Consider the following 21,119-nt stretch of genomic DNA (forward strand, 5'->3'; position numbering starts at 1 on the left):
CGAATGGTCGCTGACAACACGCCCGTCATTATCGGGGTCGGACAATATTCGGAACGGGTGGATCAGCCCGGTTATGAAGCATTGTCATATATGGACCTCGCCGGACGGGCGCTGGCGGCGGCAATTGCGGATAGCAGTGCCAGCGAGCCGGTCTCACAAGAGATCGACACGCTGGCCGCCATCCGCGCTTTCGAGATGTCGCGGCCAGATCGCAAGCCGCCTTTCGGCGCGGCAAATAATGTGCCGCGCGCGATTGCGGGCCGCGTGGGTGCTAATCCGAAACGCGCGATCCTGACGACGACCGGCGGACAGACCAACCAAAAGCTGGTTGGCGAATTCGCGCGTGATATTGCTGCGGGTGAGAGCCAATGCGCTGTGGTAGTCGGGTCGGAGGCTATCTCGACGGTGCTGGCGCTTTCCGCGAAAGGCGAAAAGCCGGATTGGTCCGAGGAGGTCGACGGCGATTTTGACGATCAGGGCTTTGGCGTCGAAGGACTGATGGAGCCTGCTCTGTTCGCGCACGGCGCAACGGGCGCAATCCCGCTTTACGCGCTGGCCGAAAATGCACGGCGTGCGAAGCTTGGGAAAAGCCTTGATGAGTATCGCTGCGATATTGGCGAGCTGTTTGAACCCTTCACGAAGGTCGCGGCTGCCAATGTTCACGCTGCGGCCCCTGTCGAACGCAGCGCCGAAGAGCTGGCGACGGTGACAGAGCGCAATCGGATCGTGGCAGAGCCCTATACAAGGATGACCGTCGCCCGTGATCAGGTGAATCAGGCTGCTGCAGTGATCATTGCCAGCGCTGGCCTTGCGCGCAAACTCGGCATTCCTGAACGCAAATGGGTGCATATCCACGCTGTGACCTCGGCAACCGAGCTAATGCTTTCCCAGCGCCCTGATTTGTCCGCCAACCCAGCTTCGCTAGCCAGCGTCGATGTAGCGCTGACTAAAGCAGGGAAGGGCATGTCGGATATAAGGTACATCGATTTCTATTCATGCTTTGCGATCCCGGTCTTCAATCAGATCGACCATTTTGGACTGACTGCCGATGACCCGCGCGGACTGACGCTAACGGGTGGTCTCCCATTCTTTGGCGGGGCAGGAAACAATTACTCGGCCCATGCGATTTGTGAGGCTGTACAGGCGGCACGCGGTGATCGCGGCGCTTACGCTCTGGTCGGCGCGAATGGCGGCTGGATGAGCAAATACGCCACGGGCATATATTCAACCGAGCCTGCCGACTGGTCTGCCAATGATCGCTATGAAAAACTGCCGACAGCTGACGACGCTGTGCCAACAGGCGTGGGCGCATTCGAAAGCGCGACGGTAGAAACCTACACGATCAACAATACGAAGTCTGGGAGCGTCGCCATCTGGCTTGGCCGGAATGACGCGGGTGAGCGCGTTTGCGGCAATGCCGACCTGACACATCAAGCGACGCGCGTAGCGTTTGAGGGAGGCAGGCCGTTTGGCGCAACTCTTTCTGTCACGCAGGACGACAAAGGTCGCAACATTGGCCGCATCGCCTGACACGAAGCGCATACGAAAGCGTCCTCTTGTCAAAACTCCAGCTTTCGGGTATTTAGTTTCAATCGTAACTAAATTGACATATCAGAGGCTACCCGATGACCAAGCACCCCGGCGATCTGTTCGATAATCCAGCTGGCCTTGATGGCTTTGAATTTGTGGAATTCTGCGCACCTGAAAAAGGCGTCCTGGAGCCGGTCTTCGAAGCGATGGGCTTCACTCTGGTCGCAAAGCACCGCAGCAAAGACGTCGATTTATGGCGTCAGGGTGGGATCAATCTGATCGCCAATTATGAGCCGCGCAGCGCAGCTTGGTATTTCGCACGCGAACATGGCCCTTCGGCCTGCGGTATGGCTTTCCGCGTTCGCAACGCTGTTGAGGCTTATGATCATCTGATCGCACAAGGTGCAGAGCCGGTAGCAAACGACCCTGGCCCTATGGAACTTCGCATCCCTGCGATCCGGGGCATTGGCGGGGCAATCCTCTACCTCGTCGATCGCTACGCTGATGAAGCTGGCGAGGGCCTCTCGATCTACGATATCGATTTTGCGTATCTACCGGGTGTCGAGCGTTATCCTGAAGGCTGCGGCTTCCAACTGATCGATCACCTGACCCACAACGTCTATGGCGGACGCATGAAATACTGGGCGGACTTTTATGAAAAGCTCTTCAATTTTCAGGAGATCCGTTATTTCGATATCAAGGGCGAATATACCGGTCTGACCTCAAAAGCGCTCACCGCGCCCGACGGTAAAATCCGCATTCCGCTGAACGAAGAAGGCGAGAATGGTAAAGGACAAATTGAGGAGTATCTGCGCGAATATAATGGCGAGGGCATTCAGCATATCGCCCTGATTTGCGATGATCTGGTAGCGTGCTGGGACCGGCTTAAGAAACACGGCGTGCCGTTTATGACTGCTCCGCCGGAAACCTATTATGAGATGCTTTCTGAGCGCCTGCCCGGCCATGGCCGGGACGAAGCGGAGCTGAAGACGCGCGGAATCTTGCTCGATGGGTCCACAGAAGGTGGCAATCCGCGCTTGCTGCTTCAGATTTTCGCCGAACCGCGCATCGGCCCTGTTTTCTTCGAATTCATCCAGAGGGTTGGAGATTACAAAGACGGCTTTGGCGAAGGCAACTTTAAGGCACTGTTCGAGAGTATCGAACGCGATCAGGTTGCACGCGGGGTGCTCGATACGAAGGCTAAGGAGCCTGCCGAATGAGCGCGGTAAAGCCATCAGGAATTCACCACGCAGCCTATCGGTGCAAGGATGCAAAAGAGACGGTTGAATGGTATGGCCGCGTGCTTGGCATGGAGTACACGACCGCTTTTGCCGAGGATCACGTGCCATCAACCGGCGACTATGATCCCTACATGCATGTCTTCCTTGATGCAGGGAATGACAACATTCTGGCGTTCTTCGAGCTGCCCAATCAACCGGATATGGGCCGCGACGAAAACACGCCTGCATGGGTTCAACATCTGGCCTTTCGCGTTTCATCCGAAGCAGAACTGCTGACCGCGAAAGAGCATGTCGAAGCGCAAGGGATCGATGTCCTCGGCCCGACCCATCACGGGATATTCAAATCGATCTATTTCTTTGATCCAAACGGGCACCGAGTGGAATTGGCAGCGGATATTGGCACCGATGATCAGTATGCCGAGCTAAAGCGTGTTGCGCCGATGATGCTGGAAGAGTGGAGCGAAACCAAAACCGCTCCGCGTCATGCAGATTGGCTGCACGAAATCGCCCGGGCTGAACACGGCAAGAGTTGAACCGGAGTTGGAGCGCGGGAAGGCGCTCTATGCTCTCCCATCGGAGCGATCTGCTGGATTTCCAAACCAGAAAGGGCGCGGGCCATATTGGCGCCGCGCCCTGCTTTTTTCGAAGCGCGCCTATCCGCTCCTATTTGATGACAAGTTCAGTTTCCTTGACGTCGCGGCTGTTGCTGCCTGACATCAGGACAAATTGACCGGGTTCAACCACGCGCTCCATCCGATCGTTCCAGAGGCTAAAGTCGCTAGGCGCGAGTTCGAATTTCACGGTCCGCGTTTCGCCTGGTTCAAGTGTGACCCGTTCAAAACGGACCAGTTGTTTTACGGGTGTGGTGACGGAAGCATGCACGTCGCGCAGGTAGAGTTGAACGACTTCGTCGCCTGCGAAACGCCCCGTGTTGGAAACGCTCACTTCGACTGAAACCGGTCCGGTCGTCGTATGCTGCTCGCCCAATACATTTGGAGCCGAAATTTCGAAACTCGAGTAACTCAATCCGAATCCGAACGGGTAGAGCGGCTTGATAGTGTCGAACAAGTAACCTCGCCGCGCTTGCGGCTTGTGGTTGTAGAAGACGGGAACCTGCCCGACATTGCGCGCGACGGTTACCGGCATTTTCCCCCCGGGATTGGACTTGCCGAATAGAACATCTGCAACCGCGTTTCCTGTCTCCTGACCGAGATACCACCCTTCGATAATCGCGGGTGCGGTATCCTGAAGTTCAACAATGGAAAGTGGGCGGCCATTGAGAAGGAGGGTGACCACAGGTTTGCCGGTAGCCAGCATTGCCCGGGCAAGCTCCATTTGTTGCCCGACGAGCGTGATGTCGGTCCTGTCGCCTAGATGTGTCGTTGCCCAAGCTTCTCGGCTTGTCTGCTCGTTCCCGCCTATCACCAAGACAATCGTGTCCGCACTTTCCGCCGCTTTCACAGCTTCGGCGATTAATCGGCTATTCTCTTCTTCCGGCACCAAATCGACAGGATCTGCGGCCCATTCACGGCTTTCTGTAATTCTTACACCTTCTGAATAGGCGACGTCGAATTTGCCTTTGGCAGCGTTCTCGATGCCTTCAAGGACGCTTACGACCTTGCGCGGCACATCGCTGTACCCACCAAGAGGCGTGTCTTTTGCATGCGTGCCGACGACCAATAATTTCTCGATCTTATCTGCGTTTAGGGGGAGCAGACCGTCGTTTTTGAGCAGAACCATTGATTTGCGCGCCGCTTCAAGGGCGAGGGCGATTGCCTCTGGATTTGCTTCGATGCGTTCAGCATGGTCGGCATCGGCATATGGGTTCTCAAACATCCCGGCGATGAATTTGAGCCGCAATATGCGGCGCACCGCATCATCGATAAGGGCGCCATCAACGCGGCCCTCTGCAACCAATGACGGCAGTTCTTTGAATGCGTCCGCATCGGCCATCTCACTATCCACACCGGCCTTGATTGCGCGCTCTGCTGCCTGTTTGGCGTCCGCCAGCATTTGATGTCTGGTTACCATTTCGCGGATCGCAAAATAATCACTTACTACGGCGCCATCAAAGCCCCATTCGTCTTTCAATATGTCATTGAGCAACCAGCCATTGGCGTGGCTGGGTACGCCTCCAATTTCGTTGTACGAAGGCATGACAGATAGCGCGTTACCCTCTTTGATAGCGCGCTCGAATGGCGGGAAGAAATATGTCCTGAGTGTGTGCTCGGTCAACTCCGCAGGGGCGACATTGGTGCCGCTTTCGGGTTGTCCGTGGCCGGTCATATGTTTCAAAGTGACCAGCACTTTATCATCCGCAAGCGGAAGGGTTTGGCCCTGAAAACCGCGAATGGCAGCCAGGCCGATCTCGGAAACAAGATACGGGTCTTCGCCATATGTTTCCTCGATCCGGCCCCAGCGCGGATCGCGTGCGATGTCGACCACCGGTGACAGAGCAATCTGAGCGCCCCGAGACCGCATTTCGCGCGAGGCCACGCTGTACACTTGCTCAATGAGGTCTTTATCCCACGTGCTGGCTAGGCCAATCGCTTGAGGAAAGCTGGTCGCGCCTCTGGCGACATACCCGTGTAGACCTTCTTCATGCATCAGGATCGGAATTCCGAGACGCGTTTCGTTTACGGCCCAGCGCTGCGCGGCGTTCACATATTCGACCGTTTCTCGGGCGGTGCGATTGCGCGCGCCAGCGGAAGCACCGGCATCACCGCTATTTGATTGGTCGACGCCGCGAAAATCCGAAGGCCTGGCGATCATACCAATGCCGTGCGGCCATACTTCACTCGCTTTGGCCGGATCGAAGTCGCCTTGCGCGGTCTGGACCTGTTCTTTCTGCTCCCAAATTGTGAGCATCTGAGCGACCTTTTCTTCAAGGGTCATCCGCGAAAGCAAATCTTCGATACGCGTGTCTATCGGAGCGGCTGGGTCCTTATAGATCGCAGGAGCGCTGGATTGGACTTCTTGCGCCGCCGCTGCTTGCGTTAGAACGGCCCCTGCCGAGAAAAGCCCAATCGAGGCAATTGCAACCCATCCTGATGCACTCCGTGAGCCAATACGCATATCTTTCTCCGCCCTAATGGTAGCGCTACCATAGAATGCTCTAGCGACATTGCAATGGCTTGCTGGCGCAGCTACGGTTTGAGTGTGAAAAAGCAGATGACGCGAACAAAGAGACGCACGACCCAGGCGGTCAAGATTGATGACGTGGCGCGGCAAGCGGGCGTTTCGGCCATGACTGTTTCGCGCGTGATGAATCGGGAAAGCGGCGTTCGCGAGGGTACGCGTGACAAAGTCCTGAAAGCGGTAGAGGCACTGAACTACCAACCCAATCGATCGGCTCGGCGACTGGCAAAAGGCGCGGAAGTGCACATCGGATTGATTTACGCGAACCCATCGGACAATTACCTTGGGCGGTTTCTGCATGGTGCGCTTGGCGCGGCTCAGCGTTCGGACAACCACCTGATTGTCGATATCTGTGATGAGAACCTGCCAGCATCTTATGTCAGTTCTGCATTGCGCTTGGCGAAGGCCAATATTGCGGGCGTTATCCTGCCGCCGCCCATATCGGGATCGGATGAAATTCTCTCCGTGTTTCAAGAATTGCAGATACCCATCGCGACCGTTGCGAACGGCAAAAAATCCCAGAAATTCAACGATATCAGCATCGATGACGAGGGGGCAGCAGCAAAGATGACCCGCCACCTTATCGATCTTGGCCACCGGCGCATTGCGTTTATTCAAGGCCAGTCTGATCAGAATTCCAGCGCACTGCGCGAACAAGGTTTTCGTCGCGAGATGCGAGCTGCAGACCTGATTGTTGACCCAGCATTCGTTGCGCCGGGGCAGTTCACTTATCGCTCTGGTGTTGAGGCGGCCGAGTTTTTGTTGAGCTGCGATGAGCGGCCGACGGCGATCTTTGCCAGCAATGATGACATGGCCGCAGCGGCGATCGGTGTTGCCCATAGGCATGGTTTATCGGTGCCTGATGATCTCAGCGTGGTTGGCTTCGACAACAGTCCTTCTGCAATTTCAGTCTGGCCTGAACTGACCACGATTGATCAGCCGGTTAGTGCGATGGCCGCCGCAGCGTTCGAGCTGGTCTTGAGCCAGATCAATGACGCGGCAGATAAGGAGCGGGGGCAGACAGATAGGGGTCTGGAAGACTGTCAATTGATCGTCCGCGGATCATCAGGCCCCTGCCGAGAATAACTTTGAGCTAGATTTTCTTTTCGTTAGCGCTAACATTTAGATCAACTGCTACGAGGGAGAGATTCGAGTGGCTCGCGAAAATTCGCATAACACGCGCTTTGTCAGCTTGATTGTGTCGGTCGCGACACTTGGCGGCTTTCTGTTTGGTTTCGACAGCGGGGTTATCAATGGCACGGTCGACGGGCTGCAAACTGCATTCGACTCAACTTCGATTGGAACCGGCTTCAACGTAGCATCCATGTTGCTCGGTTGCGCTATTGGCGCCTTTATCGCGGGCCGACTATCGGATGTTATTGGCCGGCGCGCGGTCCTTTTGATCGCAGCGGTACTTTTCCTCCTCTCGGCATGGGGATCTGGAGTGGCCACTGACGCTACGACCTTTGTCATCGCGCGAATTCTTGGTGGTCTTGCGGTTGGCGCGGCAAGCGTGATCGCGCCAGCCTACATCTCTGAAGTCGCACCCGCTGAACGGCGCGGGCGCCTGTCCTCCATTCAACAGGTGATGATTATCGTCGGCCTGACCGCTGCATTCCTGTCGAACTATTTTCTTGCTGAATTTGCCGGTGGAAGTCAGGCGGAGTTCTGGGGAGGCTATGCCGCATGGCGATGGATGTTCTGGGCTGAACTGGTGCCAGCCGCGCTCTTCCTGATCTTGCTGTTCTTTATACCTGAAAGCCCTCGCTATCTTGTCGCGAAAGGGCGCGATAACGAAGCTCAGGCAACTCTTAGCAGGCTTCTTGGCGAAGAAAGCGCCGGCGCAAAACTGGCAGAGATCAAAGCCAGTCTTGCTGGCGACCACCAGCCGCGACTTTCCGATCTTGTTAGCAGCGCAACAGGCAAAGTGCGCACAATCGTTTGGGTCGGGATCGGTCTTGCCACATTCCAGCAGCTTGTGGGTATCAATATCGTTTTCTACTACGGCGCGGTGCTGTGGCAGGCGGTTGGCTTCACAGAGAATGATGCCTTGAAGATCAATGTGCTGTCGGGCGCGTTGTCTATCGGTGCCGTTTTCTTTGCAATCGCATTGATTGACCGCATCGGGCGAAAACCGCTTTTGTTTGCTGGCTCGCTCTTGATGACTGCCGGACTGGCGGTTGTCGCCTTGTCATTCGCAACCGGATCACTGGTTGATGGAGAATTGGTGCTATCCGACGGTGCAGGGCTTGCCGCTCTGATCGCGGCGAATGTCTATGTCGTGGCTTTTAACTTTAGTTGGGGGCCGGTCATGTGGGTGATGCTTGGCGAGATGTTCCCCAATCAGATCCGCGGTTCTGGCCTCGCTGTGTCCGGCTTCGCACAATGGACAGCCAATTTCCTGATTATCATGAGCTTCCCTTGGCTGCTCACGAACGTAGGGCTGCCAGTAACCTATGGATTCTACGCGGCGGCCGCGCTGATATCGGCTTGGTTCGTCGCAAAGCTGGTGAAGGAAACGGCTGGGCGCGAGCTGGAAGCGATGACGGGCTGAGCCGTGTTGACGCTCCGGTCAGATACTGTCGAAGTGGTCATCGATCCGTGGCGAGGCGGCGGCATTCTAGCGTTCAAATGGCGCGGCATTGATGTTTTCAGACCTCACAATGGCGGCGACAGCCCACTGGATTTGGCGTGTTTCCCGTTGATCCCTTTTTGCAACCGGATCGCCAAAGGGTGCATCTCTAAACGAGGGCAGCTTCGCACGCTTCCTGCCGCTTCCCGATGGGGTGAACCAGTGCATGCTTTGCACGGCACGGGATGGATCAGCCCATGGGCAACGAAGCGTGTCGAAACTGATTTGGCTGTACTGACATTTAGTGGTGACGGGGTTCTATGGCCGTGGGTATTTGACGCTGAACAGCATTTTCAAATGCATAAAGATGGCTTCACTCAATCGATCTCGATCACAAATCGAGATGACGTCGCAATGCCAGCTGGGCTTGGACTGCATCCATACTTCTCTCGCGCCGGAGCGACTTTGGAAACCGGCGCGACGGGATATTGGGCAACCGGCCCGGACCGGTTGCCTGAGACGCATCGCAGTTTGAAAAAGGAGCCGCGCTGGTTCACCAAAGACTGGTTCGATGATTGTTTTACCGGGTGCAACGATCCGGTGCGATTGCGGTGGCCGACCCACCAGCTCGCGATACACGCTTCCCAAAACTTACCTTTCACGCACATCTACACGCCGCGAGGCGAAGACTATTTTTGCATGGAGCCCGTTAGTCATATCCCAAATGCAGTGAACAGCACACTCGATAGCGACGAGACTGGAATTGCGAACCTTGAACCTGGCCAGAGCATGAAAATTGACTGCCGGTTTCAACTGGAGGAACCGAGCTGATGTGGCTGGGAATTGATCTGGGCACCTCGGGTGTCAAGTCTGTCATCGTCGATGAAGATGGGGCTGTTCTGTCGCAAAGCACCGCAGCGCTTTCTGTCCAGCGGCCCAACCCATTGTGGTCAGAACAGGCGCCTGCGGCATGGTGGGAGGCGACAAAGGCCTCGATCATCTGTCTACCAGAAAAGCAAAGAGCAAGCGTCAAAGGCATCGGGCTTTCCGGTCAGATGCACGGTGCGGTATTGCTAGATAAGACTGATGTGGTTCTGCGCCCTGCTATCCTTTGGAACGATGGCCGCAGCGCACCATATTGTGCTGCTCTTGATCCGATGGCTCGAAAGTTCACCGGCAACCTTGCGATGGCTGGGTTCACTGCGCCGAAGCTTTCCTGGGTTCGTGAGAATGAGCCGGAGATATTTTCTGCGACCCGCAAGGTGTTGCTGCCGAAGGATTATTTGCGGCTTTTGCTGACGGGTGAAAAGGCCAGCGAGATGTCCGATGCTTCTGGAACTCTGTGGCTTGATGTCGCGGAGCGCAGATGGTCGCCCGAAATGCTTGCAGCTACCGGAATGGATGAACGCTATATGCCTGCTCTCGTTGAGGGGGCTGAAGTGTCGGGGAAACTGCGCCGCGCGGTCGCAGATGAACTGGGTTTGCCGGTCGTCCCCGTTGCAGGCGGTGCAGGCGATCAAGCTGCAGGGGCGATCGGGGCAGGGGTAACAGATCCTGGGCAAGCGTTCCTAAGTCTGGGAACATCCGGGGTTGTGTTCGCTGCATCCGGCGGATTTGAACCGGCACCCGAAAACGGTGTGCACGCATTCTGCCACGCCCTGCCAGATCGCTGGCATGCAATGACTGTGATGCTTTCGGCTGCGGCATGTCTGGATTGGGTCACCAGGCTCACCGGTTTTACCGACGTGCCAAGTGCGTTGGAAGCCGCTGCGTACAACGACACGCCAGCTTCGAAACTGCCCTTGTTTCTCCCATACCTTTCTGGCGAACGCACGCCGCATAATAATCCGTCAGCAAAAGGCGTTTTCTTCGGCATGAGTCAGGAAACAGGACCGGCTGAGCTTGTGCGATCAACGCTGGAAGGCGTCGGATTTGGGCTGCGCGACGGGCTAGATGCGATGGCGTCGAAGCCGGATCAGTTGTCAGTGATTGGCGGCGGTGCTCAATCTGAACACTGGGCCCAAATACTGGCAGATATACTCGTGGTGCCACTCATCTACCGCGACGGTGCAAGTGTCGGCCCGGCCAACGGTGCAGCGCGCCTTGCACGCTTGGCTGTCACTGCCGATTCCGTCGCCGATGTCTGCACGCAGCCACCAGAGCAATCGCGCTTCTGTCCAAAATCCAACCAAGACGATCGGTTTGCCAAGTTCCGGTCGCTCTATCCCGCACTCAAATCCAGTTTCGGAGAATTTTGATGAGCTACTTCGCTGACATCCCGTCCATCGCATTTGAAGGGACAGAAAGCCGAAACCCGCTTGCCTATCGTTTCTACGATGCGGATCGCGAAGTGCTCGGGAAATCGATGCGAGACCATTTACGCTGGGCGGTTTGTTACTGGCATACATTTGCATGGCCGGGTCACGATATCTTCGGCGCGGGCGTTTTCGAACGACCTTGGAAACCAGGTGAACCTGTCACCGCTGAACATGCCCAGATCAAGCTTGATGCGGCATTTGATATGTTCGCGAAACTTGGCGCACCATTCTATTGTTTCCACGATGTGGATGCGATGGCCGACCACGATGACACGACCAGCTACTCACGGGAACTGGATGCGATCGTTGGTAAAATGGAAGGCAAGATCGCCGAAACCGGTGTGAACTTGCTTTGGGGAACAGCCAACCTGTTTAGCCACCCACGCTACGCTGCAGGCGCGGCCACCAATCCCGATCCTGATGTATTTGCCTGGGCTGCGCATCAAGTGCGCTCAATGCTGGAAGCGACAAATCATCTCGGCGGCGAGAACTATGTGCTGTGGGGAGGCCGTGAGGGCTATGACACTATCCTCAATACGAACCTTGGACACGAGCTCGATCAATTGGGCCGGTTCATGAACATGGTTGTGGAGCACAAACACAAGATCGGTTTTGACGGTCCAATCTTGATCGAGCCGAAACCGCATGAGCCGACCAAACATCAATATGACCGGGACACCGCAACCGTTTATGGTTTTCTAAAGCGTTACGGGCTTGAGGACGAGGTTAAGGTCAACATTGAGGCAAACCATGCAACGCTCGCCGGAAACAGCTTCGAGCACGAAATCGCGACTGCCAACGCGCTGGGCATCATGGGGTCGATCGACATCAATCGCGGTGACCCGCAGAATGGATGGGACACGGATCAGTTTCCCAACAACGTTCCGGATCTGACGCCGGTATTGTATTACATCATTCAAGGCGGTGGCTTCAAAACCGGCGGCTTCAATTTTGATGCAAAGGTTCGTCGCCAATCCGTCGATGCCGAAGATCTCTTCCACGCACATATTGGCGGCGTCGATGTCCTCTCGCGTGCTCTGTTAGCGGCTGCATCCATCATCGAGGAAGGACAGCTGGATCAGTTTGTATCTGACCGATATTCCGGTTGGAATGAAGCTTTCGGTCAAGATGTCCTTTCAGGAAAGATCACGCTGGAACAGGCTGCAAACCACGCAGTCGAGAACAACCTGCAACCCAGTGTTCGATCAGGGCGGCAAGAATTTCTGGAAAACCTGATTAGTCGCCACAGCTGAACGTCCTAGGCAGTCGGGTCAGCCGCCCAGATCGGGCAGCTTCGAAAAGTCTGGCGCTTCAACGGTAATCCGGTCGGACTTCACTGCTTCGCCGCGCATAAAGGTGTGCATCGCGTCTTGAACCTCAGATGAGGTCATGAAGAGATTGTGTCCGGCATTCTCGACAGTGATGTGCTCGACTTTGCTCAATCCTGCTGTCGCCTCGATGTGACCTTCGGGATAGGTTCGTCCGTCCAGCGTACCCGTTAACATCAGAACGGGTGTGTCTCCGAATGGCCCGTCACGGAATGCTGGGCCAATGTCGACCTCTTTCAACTCATCAAGAATTTGCGGCATCGGGAAGTTCATATACTTACCTACCGGGGATGAAGATGCTTGTTGTTCAAACGCCTTTAAGCGGGCCGGAGTGATACCAGAGGCCCGGTCCATCGCGAGCGACATTGCGGAAAAGGTGATCGGCTCATCAGGGCTCCAGAACCGCTGCAAAATGAACGTGATCATCGTTGGATCACCTTCGTCCAGTTGGCGATACATCATCAGCAGCACAGCCGCATATTGCGGGTCCGAGATCAGTCCTCCGCTGAATTGCTGCAAATGCCTTTTTTGAAGCAGCAGGTCATAACTGCCACCGTCTTTCGTCGGTACAATAACGGTCATGGGATTTGCATCGAGCTTCGCATGCACACGCTCGATCAACCCCAGGATATTGGGATAAAGCCTCGCGGCTTCGGGTTGCGCATCTACGGCTGCCTGTAAACGGCCGAAATAGCCAAGCGTTCGGCTGGGCAGTTTGACTGTCTGATCAAGCCCCTCTGTCGCGGCCATGATTACGCGGTCAAGTTCGTCCGGGATTGCTGAAAGCGCTGCCAAAGCGAGGTGGCTGCCATAGGAAATGGACCATAGAGAGATCTGACCTGCGCCAAGATGTTGGCGTAAATCGGACAGATCCTGTGCGCTTTCGGCGGTTGTAAAGCCGCGTAGGTCGACGCCGTTCTCTTTCCATTGTGCTGCACATTCACGCGTCGCCAATTTGTACCGCTCGGCATGTTCGGCGTCACTTATGCGCTCCATTTCGCCAATCTCGACGCTCGAGACGCAAGGGGCAGGTTTATCAGATTGGCCGGTGCCGCGTTGGTCGAGGGCAATCACATCGCCATGCTGGCGCATTGCCATAAACAAGGGAAAACGCGGCCCCTTCGCAGTTCCGATACCTGATCCACCAGGCCCGCCTGACAGATAAACAATCGGGTTGCCCGGAGTTTCGGTTGTCGCTGGGAAGCGGACATAAGCAACCTTGGTGGTGCCGCTGTCCGGATCGCTCCTGTTCATCGGAACCGTCAGAAACCCGCTATACGCTTCAACCGTTTCGCCAGTGCGGGTTTCAAAGGTGATTGCCTCCTCGTTCGGCGCTGTATGGGCCATCGCGGGTGCGAAAACGGGAATGGCCATCGCGAGTGCTAAGGATGTGAGGATTGTTGATCTGGGCATGGCGCTTCTCTCCGATTGATGTGCGTTCCGATCCGAAACAGAGGAATTTCAGCGCAGTGAACAGAGGGTGTTCTGTTAGCGGGGGGTTCTGATCGGTCAGCGGCGGGACTTACCGTTCATCGGAAGCTATAGGTTTCTCGGTGCTGCGCTTCCTTCTCCTTTTCTTGTCGCTTCTGACCCTTCCTGCTGCGGTAAGCGCGCAGCCATACCAGAGCTTCATCGATCATCCCGTCCGCGTCTGCGACGCCGCAGCAGGATCAGACACACCGCCAGATTTTGAGCAGAGCCTTTGTGAAACGACGCTTTTCTATCAAGCCGACCCACAAGACCGCCTGATATGGATCATATTTGAGTTTGAAGCAGAGCCAACCTTGGTTGAAGGTGATCAACCGCTCGGTTTGTTCTTGAGCGCAAAGGCATCAAGCGAAGTCTTCCTCAATGGAGTCGCGCTTGGCAAAAATGGGAAGCCGGGAGCATCTCCGCTTAGCGAAGATGCAGGTGATATGGATGCCGTATTCTTCGTTCCCGAGGATACATTGAAAGCGGATACAAACCGGCTTGTTATGCGGATGTCCTCAATGAATGGCGGCATCACACTCAATTCGCCGATGCACAACATCTCGCTGGCTCCCTACCGAGATCCGCGTAAACCGGGCCCTGCTACGTGGTTTGCGTTGGTGACCTTTGGCCTGTTTGTCGCGGCGTTCGTCTTCTTTGGGGTTAGCTCCTTGCGCGGCAGCGACAAAGAAGGCTCCGCGTTGATCGCCGCAATATCTTTGACGGCTGCATTGCAGCTCGCGGCGGAGGCAACGCGCGACATCCTCCCCTATCCTTATCCGCTGCATGATCTTCGGCTATCTTTGATCCTGACTTTCGCAATCTGTCTGGGGCTGAGCGCCGCCGCGTACGTGCTGCTTCGTTTGTTTCAGCCATTTGCGAAGCGGCGTTTGCTCGCGCTGGCGGGCTTGCTCGCGGTAATGCTGCTGATCAGTGTTCTTCAGCCTGGGTTTGATCTCAAGACCGGACTTGTTTTCATTGCTGCATCTGTGGTCGGCGCAATTGGCGGCGTCATCGCTGACTTAGGCGGCAACCGGAATGGCCGGTGGATTGCGTTGGCATCATTAGCACTCGCGGCCTCGATTTATTGGCTCGGCGGACTGTTTTTAGACACCGTTCTCTATCTGATTGTAGCGGTCTGCGTGCTTTGGTTGTTCTTTAGCCGGGCAAGGGCGGGCAATCTGTTGGCCGAACCTGCAGATATTCAGGTCCTGCCCAAACGCATCGAAATTTCTAACAATGGCAGGATCGAATTTGTCGACTGCAATGATGTCGTCCGCTTCAGCGGAGCTGGAGATTATGTTGAGGTCTTTCTCAAATCCGGGCGCAGCGCATTGCATAGTGCGACGCTATCAGCCTTGGAATCTGAACTGTCGGATGGTTTTATCCGGGTTCATCGCTCGCATATTGTGAATGCTGAGCTGGTAAAATCACTCACTCGCGAAAGCGCAGGGACCGGCGAATTGCAAATGTCAGATGGGTCAGTTGTACCGATCAGTCGGCGCAACTTGGCCAGCGTTAAGGCCGCGCTGAAGAGCAACTAGTTGGCTCTCAAGCGCCCAAGTGTCTCTTGGCGTAACCTTTCTCGGCCATTCTCCGGATCGCTCAATAGGGAGTGTCAGAGATGAACTTACGTGATCTGGAATATGTCGCAGCGATCGATCGTTATCGCAATCCTTTTACCCCTTGGCCCGTCTTTCACCAATTTTGGGAAAGAAAGGCAGCACGATGAAACCTTCAATCACTCGCAGCGGGATCCTGACCTCAGGCCGCTTGCTTCTTACATCTTCTTCTATCGCATTTTTCGCAACGGGCGCTGCCCAAGCGTAAGAAACTCTTAACGACGGCGATAATGCAACCGTTACGTTTGCAGCCGATGGTGAGGCTATTTCACAGCTGCTGGCTTGACCAGCACCGTTGATGGAGCACCAATCGTTGTTGTCGCCAACCATGATGTGACCCTCGAAAATGCTGGTACCCTTCTGACTACAGGTGTGACGCAGACTGTCCGAGTCAATCAAGGCACAACCTGCGCGACGATCAAAAACGCCGCAACAGGCCGAATCGAAGCAGCACCGCGCGGCGTAAACTTTGTCGGAACCTATGAAGTCCTGAACAATGATGGCGTCATCATCGGAACCGGCAGCCAGCGCAACGGAACGGTCGATGCTGATGGTACTGCCAATAACTTCACCTTGAACAATATCATTGTTATGGATGCAGGTGTCGCGGGATCGGCTGTTCCATTGCAACTCGGTACGGCTGATGGTGATGTCCGTAGCTGCACTGCCGTGAACGATGGCACGCTCGCTTGAAGGTAACCTAACAGCCAATGGTACGCTTGCATTTGATCTGGGGGGGGGGCTCGCTCGAGGTCAATGGAAACACTGTTCTGGGTGAACAAGGCATCGTGAACGTCGCCACCACGCAGATCGATCAAGGCGACATTGGTTCAACCTTCGATGTGCTGACTGAAATTGGAATTTTCACCCACAACGGAGCGACGGTCAATGTGATCGATAACGAATTCCTGATCGATTACACAGTCAATCTTGGATCGGTCTAGGTCACGGTGGGAGTAACTGACCTTGGCGCGGTATCAGCCGATGCTAATGTTAGCAGCCTGACCTCGATCTGGCCTTTGTGAACTCCGAAGCCGGTTACTCGGCGATTTCGGTCGATAACAGCCGCACTGTGCTGGGTTCGCCGATCACAGGCGAAAGCGATATGGACGGCCGCTATGGTAGCCTCAATATTGGCTATGATATTGAAGCTGGCGGCGTGGTACTCACACCGAAATCGGCAGCCTTGACCCGACGTTGGACAGTGACAGTGCCGAATTCTTGGAAGCACGTGTCGGCCTGAGGGTTGTGGGTGATGCCGAAACCAGCCTGATCCCTTTCGCAAGCGTCGACTTTGTGAACGAAGGTGGCCTCTCGATCTGTGCTGAATATCGCGGGCGTTTTGCTTCGGATTACCAGTCGCATTCAGGCGGTGTCCGAGTTCGTTTGGAATTCTAAGTAGCTCCCACTTGGGCTGCCTAAGCCAAGGGAAGCCGGCTGATGTCTTGGACATCGGCCGGCTTTTTCTTTGGTCTTGGGACTGCACGGCCATTTTGGTCAGTCCGTTCGAGCCATTGTCGAATGACGCAAACTGGTAGGGGCAATACGGACATCAATGAATGGGAAGTATGGTCCTGCGGTAGAGGTGCCATGTCGCGTGCCCCAGCACGGGCAAAACCAGCAGTAAGCCTACGAACATTGTCAGCACGGCGATAGCCAACATAAGGACAATCATAATTGCCCAAACGATCAGCACGCGCGTGTTCTCTCGAAACGCCTTGAGGCTGGCAAATATGGCGGTGAGAAAGTCGACTTCCCGATCGACCAACATCGGTAGGCTGACGAGTGTAATCGCGTAAAAAGCAAGCGCAATAAGGCCGCCAATCGCACCGCCCACCGCCAGCATGGCCATCCCTAACGGAGTGAGCAAAAAACCAAGACTTTCCGCACCAGCGCCCGCCTCGGCCGTAAAGATTGCAAAAACCAGATGCGCGATGATGACCCAAAAACCAAAGGCGACAAAGATAATGACGCTCATGCTCAGGATTTGCTCATCCCCGCGCCCTTTCACCGCGCCCAAAATGGCACTCCAACTCATCGGCAGGCCGGCTTCCCTTCGGCGGCTGACTTCATATAGGCCGACAGCGGTGAAAGGGGCGAGCAGCGGAAAGCCCGCTGCCGCCGGGATCAGCCAAGAAACCTGCCCCTGCACAAGCAAGACATAGGCAAGCACAATTCCGGCACCAGCAAAAACCACACCGAAAAACAGACCGAACCCCGGGAACAAGCGAAAATCGCTCCAACCGGCCCTCAAGGCCGCTGTCAGATCGCTCCATTTGAGATCGTCTGCGACCTTAAAGGGTGCTTGTTGGTTAGAGTCTATTTCGCTTGATACTGGCAAATTTCTTGTCCGGTTGATGGGCTCAAAAGCGATAGGTTATGCCAGCGCTCAGCACCCATGGGTCAAGGTCATGGTCGGTTTCGATGACAAGCGTATCGCCGGCAAACCAGCGCGCAGTGGTGCCAATAAAATAGCGCTTCGCATCGATTGTTAGGCCAAAGCCTTTGTCACCCAGCGGCACATCTGCACCCGCTTGCAGCACAAAGCCAAACTCATCGGAAAGCTCGGTATCAGTTACGCCTAGGGGAATAGTAGCGGCGCCCGGATCATCGCTGAGCCAGATGAAGTAAGCACCCCCTACGCCGACATAGGGTTTGACACCCCCTGCATCGAAATGCGCCTTTACCGTAACAGTTGCAGGCAACAAGAGCGCGTCCGACACCAGTTCAGTTCCAGCAGCAAAGCCTGAGACCGCATCAACATCATGCTGAGTGGTGCCGGCGATCGTCTCGATCGAGAATGTGTCCGTCACGAAGTATTCAACTGCCACGGTCGGCACATAATTGTCGTTCGCGGCCGTGTCTGTTCCCGCAGGCAAACCGACCAGATCGACATTCACCGCATCAATTTCGCCATCAGGTAAAACGGCAGTCCCCAAAAGCTTGATCTGCACATCTCCTGCCTCTTGCGCGGATGCGGGAGAGGCCATCGCTGCAATTGCCACGCCTACAAACCCAAGATGGGCAATCGCGAATACACTCTTCATTATTCTTCCTTCGTTGCAGCAGCGGCCATCCTTCACGGCCAAGGGTTTTTGCTGCGAGACGAATAATGTGAGGCTCAAGCCGTCGGCGCATTGATCCAGATCAATGTGCTCTGTGGGTTTGGGGTCCAGATGCGGTGGTGTCGGATCAAAAGAAGGCGGACCTTGCATGACATTCACAAATCTCTTTGACAGGTTCGCAAGCGGCATTTTGTCGCTTAGCATGACAGAGGCAACGCGGACGAAGCTTGAGGCCGCCGCCCGCTATGCCAGTGCGCTTAGCGGCGACGCGCCCATTGTTGGCAATGACAAAGATCAAATTGTCTTTGTCGGAAGCGGAAGCGTCAAATTGGTCGCGCATGCCTCCGCGGGTCGTGAGCAAGTGGTGGCATTCCAATTTGCAGGCGACCTTGTTTCGGTTCCTGCCACAAGGGCCCACGCTTATTCTTTGTCAGCGCTTGATGATTGCGAGTTGATCTCTTTCCCAGCAGACGAGTTTTTCAAGCTTGTTCAACAAGAAGAGGGCATAATTCTGGAGGTGCTTAAATGCTCCTTAGTCGCCCTTGCCAATTGCCGGGAAAAAGCGATCACCCTTGGGCGCAAGACCGCGCAGGAACGTTTGGCAAGCTTCCTAGTATCGATGGCCGAACGCGGTGGTACGCCTGTCGATCGGGGGGTCGAATTACACCTCCCAATGTCGCGCAGCGATATGGGTGATAGCCTTGGCCTAACGATTGAGACGGTTAGCCGTCAATTGAGCGAGCTGCGCGCTTCCGGACTTTTGATAACGCCAAGCCGTTCAAAATTTCTACTTCTTGATCTCGCTGGCTTGCAAGCGCGCGCCGGCCACATCCGCGCCGCCGCCTAATATATTTTCGTAAATTGATCTGGATCAATGCGGCATGAAATTGCCGTGGTTAAAGATTGTCAACTTTGTTGGACAGTCATCGTCTGTCCAACAGACAATGGGATCGAAATTGTAAAATACATAATGGCTCTTCTGCGCTGAAAGGACGGTTCAGCAAAGAAGGCAGTCCAGCTGATTTGTTAGGCCGGGCTGTCAATCGATTGGTTCGTTTAAACGGTTCAGTTTGACTTGAGTCAAATACTGAAAATTTCCGCCTTGCTAAGTGGACGACGATTGTCGGCCGACACAGGCAGGCCGGAACAAGGGGATCGAAATCATGGAATCAACGCTTGGACGGGCCGGCATCTGGGCTGTTGTCTTATTGCTCGCCATTGCTGGTGCGGTGGGTGCGCAAGATAGCGGCTTTGCCATACATATGGGGATTATCGGCGCGGTTGCCGTGCTGCTAGCGGTGATGACGCTCGTCAGATTTGACCCACTGGCCAAAGCGCAAACTTTTTTCAAAATGCCTCCTGGTCCGGCGCGGTATGACGATGATGTTGTGCGCTGGGGTGTGATTGCGACGATGTTCTGGGGGCTTGCGGGATTGCTGGCTGGCCTGTTCATCGCGTTGCAATTGGCGTTCCCGGTGCTCAATCTAGAACCCTATTTGAGCTTTGGCAGGGTGCGTCCGCTGCACACCAGCGCCGTCATCTTTGCTTTTGGCGGAAACGCCCTGCTCGCGACCAGTTTTTACGTGGTGCAGCGCACTTGCCGCACGCAACTGGCGCTGCCTTCCCTCGCGCGGTTTGTGTTCTGGGGATACCAGCTGTTTATCGTGTTGGCCGCGACCGGATACCTCCTCGGCATTACTCAATCCAAGGAGTATGCTGAGCCCGAATGGTATGTCGATCTTTGGCTAACGATTGTTTGGGTTGCTTATTTGGTGGTGTTCGTCGCCACGCTTTTGAAGCGCAATGAACCACATATCTATGTCGCCAACTGGTTCTACCTAGCCTTTATCGTGACCGTGGCCATGCTGCATGTGGTCAACAATTTGGCGGTTCCCGTCAGCTTCCTGGGGTCGCGTTCATACGGCGCTTTTGCGGGGGTTCAGGACGCTTTGACGCAGTGGTGGTACGGCCACAATGCGGTTGGCTTCTTCCTGACAGCCGGGTTCTTGGCGATGATGTATTACTTCGTGCCCAAACAGGCGAACCGTCCTGTCTATTCCTACCGGCTTTCCATCATTCACTTCTGGTCGCTGATCTTCCTGTATATTTGGGCGGGTCCCCACCACCTTCATTACACCGCTCTGCCTGATTGGGCGCAGACACTTGGCATGGTGTTTTCGATCATGTTGTGGATGCCCAGCTGGGGCGGAATGATAAACGGTCTGATGACGCTGAACGGCGCATGGGACAAGGTGCGCACCGACCCGATTATCCGCATGATGGTGATGGCGCTTGCGTTCTACGGGATGAGCACATTTGAAGGTCCGATGCTGTCGATCAAAGCGGTGAACAGCCTCTCGCACTATACCGACTGGACGATTGGCCATGTGCACTCAGGCGCGCTTGGGTGGAACGGGATGATCACCTTTGCGTGCGTTTATTTCCTTGTGCCCAAGCTTTGGGGCCGAGAGCGGCTTTATTCCTTGCGCATGATCAACTGGCACTTCTGGCTCGCGACTTTGGGCATCGTTTTCTACGCAGCCAGCATGTGGGTGGCGGGCATCACACAGGGGCTTATGTGGCGCGAATACGGGTCTGACGGGTACCTCGTAAACAGCTTCATCGACACAGTCGTAGCGCTTCACCCGATGTATCTGATGCGCGCCTTTGGCGGGCTCCTCTACCTCGCTGGCGCCGTGATCATGGCATACAACGTTTGGATGACCATAGCGGGCCGCGTCCGCACGGAAGCGCCGATGGGAGACATGTCATACGACGAAGAGGCCGACCGGCCGATTGTCTCCAACCCTCAAGCGCAGCCCGCAGAATAGGAGC

At 55.4% G+C, this 21,119-nt stretch carries 19 protein-coding genes; 15 read left to right on the forward strand and 4 right to left on the reverse strand.

The features are described 5' to 3' along the window. The first annotated feature begins 3 nt into the window (after positions 1-3). From KCG46_RS05600 to KCG46_RS05610, 3 genes are all read left to right on the forward strand, one after another. Complete coding sequence (locus KCG46_RS05600) at positions 4-1,530, forward strand: acetyl-CoA acetyltransferase (RefSeq protein ID WP_218404298.1); 1,527 nt, start codon at positions 4-6, stop codon at positions 1,528-1,530. Positions 1,531-1,625: 95 nt separating this feature from the next. Continuing rightward, entirely contained in the window at positions 1,626-2,750 is a 1,125-nt protein-coding gene (gene hppD / locus KCG46_RS05605; protein ID WP_218404299.1) for a 4-hydroxyphenylpyruvate dioxygenase, read from the forward strand. Next, entirely contained in the window at positions 2,747-3,304 is a 558-nt protein-coding gene (locus tag KCG46_RS05610) for a VOC family protein (RefSeq protein WP_218404300.1), read from the forward strand. Before hppD ends, KCG46_RS05610 begins: the two co-directional genes overlap by 4 nt. Before the next feature lie 130 nt (positions 3,305-3,434). Here KCG46_RS05610 and KCG46_RS05615 read toward each other — a convergent pair whose 3' ends face one another. Continuing rightward, on the reverse strand, positions 3,435-5,846 hold the full coding sequence (locus KCG46_RS05615) for a glycoside hydrolase family 3 N-terminal domain-containing protein (protein WP_218404301.1): 2,412 nt from the start codon (positions 5,844-5,846) through the stop codon (positions 3,435-3,437). A gap of 84 nt (positions 5,847-5,930) precedes the next feature. Between KCG46_RS05615 and KCG46_RS05620 the strand changes: the two genes are divergently transcribed. The 5 genes from KCG46_RS05620 to xylA all read left to right on the forward strand — a co-directional run bounded on the left by KCG46_RS05620 (position 5,931) and on the right by xylA (position 12,052). Further along, the gene (locus KCG46_RS05620; protein WP_218404302.1) at positions 5,931-6,995 is read left to right on the forward strand and encodes a LacI family DNA-binding transcriptional regulator; all 1,065 of its coding nucleotides are present in this window, start codon (positions 5,931-5,933) and stop codon (positions 6,993-6,995) included. A 67-nt stretch (positions 6,996-7,062) separates the two neighbouring features. Then, complete coding sequence (locus KCG46_RS05625; protein ID WP_369410170.1) at positions 7,063-8,463, forward strand: sugar porter family MFS transporter; 1,401 nt, start codon at positions 7,063-7,065, stop codon at positions 8,461-8,463. A 6-nt stretch (positions 8,464-8,469) separates the two neighbouring features. Beyond that, positions 8,470-9,312, forward strand: coding sequence for an aldose 1-epimerase (locus tag KCG46_RS05630; protein ID WP_218404303.1), 843 nt, complete (start codon positions 8,470-8,472; stop codon positions 9,310-9,312). Continuing rightward, positions 9,312-10,739, forward strand: coding sequence for a xylulokinase (gene xylB, locus KCG46_RS05635; RefSeq protein WP_218404304.1), 1,428 nt, complete (start codon positions 9,312-9,314; stop codon positions 10,737-10,739). The genes KCG46_RS05630 and xylB overlap by 1 nt, the downstream gene beginning before the upstream one ends. After that, positions 10,739-12,052, forward strand: coding sequence for a xylose isomerase (gene xylA / locus KCG46_RS05640; protein WP_439648819.1), 1,314 nt, complete (start codon positions 10,739-10,741; stop codon positions 12,050-12,052). Before xylB ends, xylA begins: the two co-directional genes overlap by 1 nt. An 18-nt stretch (positions 12,053-12,070) precedes the next feature. Here xylA and KCG46_RS05645 read toward each other — a convergent pair whose 3' ends face one another. After that, entirely contained in the window at positions 12,071-13,540 is a 1,470-nt protein-coding gene (locus tag KCG46_RS05645) for an alpha/beta fold hydrolase (RefSeq protein WP_218404305.1), read from the reverse strand. 164 nt (positions 13,541-13,704) lie between these two features. Here KCG46_RS05645 and KCG46_RS05650 point away from each other — a divergent pair, with 164 nt between their 5' ends. The 5 genes from KCG46_RS05650 to KCG46_RS05670 all read left to right on the forward strand — a co-directional run bounded on the left by KCG46_RS05650 (position 13,705) and on the right by KCG46_RS05670 (position 16,617). Next, positions 13,705-15,141 carry a LytTR family DNA-binding domain-containing protein gene (locus KCG46_RS05650; RefSeq protein WP_218404306.1) on the forward strand — a complete coding sequence of 479 codons (1,437 nt, stop codon included), beginning with the start codon at positions 13,705-13,707 and terminating at the stop codon, positions 15,139-15,141. Between the two features lie 360 nt (positions 15,142-15,501). Next, positions 15,502-15,912: a hypothetical protein gene (locus KCG46_RS05655; RefSeq protein ID WP_218404307.1), complete on the forward strand. Its 411-nt coding sequence runs from the start codon at positions 15,502-15,504 to the stop codon at positions 15,910-15,912. Between the two features lie 32 nt (positions 15,913-15,944). Next, a complete protein-coding gene (locus KCG46_RS05660) occupies positions 15,945-16,163 on the forward strand; it encodes a hypothetical protein (RefSeq protein ID WP_218404308.1) in 219 nt (72 codons plus the stop codon). Positions 16,164-16,240: 77 nt separating this feature from the next. Continuing rightward, positions 16,241-16,462, forward strand: a complete 222-nt coding sequence (locus KCG46_RS05665) for a hypothetical protein (protein WP_218404309.1) — start codon at positions 16,241-16,243, stop codon at positions 16,460-16,462. Then, positions 16,441-16,617 carry a hypothetical protein gene (locus KCG46_RS05670; protein ID WP_218404310.1) on the forward strand — a complete coding sequence of 59 codons (177 nt, stop codon included), beginning with the start codon at positions 16,441-16,443 and terminating at the stop codon, positions 16,615-16,617. Before KCG46_RS05665 ends, KCG46_RS05670 begins: the two co-directional genes overlap by 22 nt. Positions 16,618-16,771: 154 nt before the next feature. Here the strand turns inward: KCG46_RS05670 and KCG46_RS05675 are convergent, their stop codons facing one another. Together KCG46_RS05675 and KCG46_RS05680 are read right to left on the reverse strand one after the other, a co-directional pair. Beyond that, complete coding sequence (locus tag KCG46_RS05675; RefSeq protein ID WP_255551782.1) at positions 16,772-17,560, reverse strand: DUF2189 domain-containing protein; 789 nt, start codon at positions 17,558-17,560, stop codon at positions 16,772-16,774. Positions 17,561-17,582: 22 nt separating this feature from the next. Further along, entirely contained in the window at positions 17,583-18,266 is a 684-nt protein-coding gene (locus KCG46_RS05680; protein ID WP_218404311.1) for an OmpW/AlkL family protein, read from the reverse strand. Positions 18,267-18,486: 220 nt separating this feature from the next. Between KCG46_RS05680 and KCG46_RS05685 the strand changes: the two genes are divergently transcribed. Both KCG46_RS05685 and ccoN read left to right on the forward strand, forming a co-directional pair. Then, positions 18,487-19,131, forward strand: a complete 645-nt coding sequence (locus KCG46_RS05685) for a Crp/Fnr family transcriptional regulator (RefSeq protein ID WP_218404312.1) — start codon at positions 18,487-18,489, stop codon at positions 19,129-19,131. Positions 19,132-19,447: 316 nt separating this feature from the next. Then, complete coding sequence (gene ccoN, locus KCG46_RS05690; protein ID WP_218404313.1) at positions 19,448-21,115, forward strand: cytochrome-c oxidase, cbb3-type subunit I; 1,668 nt, start codon at positions 19,448-19,450, stop codon at positions 21,113-21,115. Positions 21,116-21,119 lie beyond the last annotated feature (4 nt).

The organism is Erythrobacter crassostreae (assembly GCF_019204045.1).
GTDB classification, from domain to species: domain Bacteria; phylum Pseudomonadota; class Alphaproteobacteria; order Sphingomonadales; family Sphingomonadaceae; genus Erythrobacter; species Erythrobacter crassostreae.

What these genes read in the sequence shown, in the direction of transcription:
- KCG46_RS05600 (WP_218404298.1), top strand. Translation starts at nt 4, where the DNA reads ATGGTCGCTGACAACACGCCCGTCATTATCGGGGTCGGACAATATTCG.
- hppD (WP_218404299.1), top strand. Translation starts at nt 1,626, where the DNA reads ATGACCAAGCACCCCGGCGATCTGTTCGATAATCCAGCTGGCCTTGAT.
- KCG46_RS05610 (WP_218404300.1), top strand. Translation starts at nt 2,747, where the DNA reads ATGAGCGCGGTAAAGCCATCAGGAATTCACCACGCAGCCTATCGGTGC.
- KCG46_RS05615 (WP_218404301.1), bottom strand. Translation starts at nt 5,846, where the DNA reads ATGCGTATTGGCTCACGGAGTGCATCAGGATGGGTTGCAATTGCCTCG.
- xylB (WP_218404304.1), top strand. Translation starts at nt 9,312, where the DNA reads ATGTGGCTGGGAATTGATCTGGGCACCTCGGGTGTCAAGTCTGTCATC.
- xylA (WP_439648819.1), top strand. Translation starts at nt 10,739, where the DNA reads ATGAGCTACTTCGCTGACATCCCGTCCATCGCATTTGAAGGGACAGAA.
- KCG46_RS05645 (WP_218404305.1), bottom strand. Translation starts at nt 13,540, where the DNA reads ATGCCCAGATCAACAATCCTCACATCCTTAGCACTCGCGATGGCCATT.
- KCG46_RS05680 (WP_218404311.1), bottom strand. Translation starts at nt 18,266, where the DNA reads ATGAAGAGTGTATTCGCGATTGCCCATCTTGGGTTTGTAGGCGTGGCA.
- KCG46_RS05685 (WP_218404312.1), top strand. Translation starts at nt 18,487, where the DNA reads ATGACAGAGGCAACGCGGACGAAGCTTGAGGCCGCCGCCCGCTATGCC.
- ccoN (WP_218404313.1), top strand. Translation starts at nt 19,448, where the DNA reads ATGGAATCAACGCTTGGACGGGCCGGCATCTGGGCTGTTGTCTTATTG.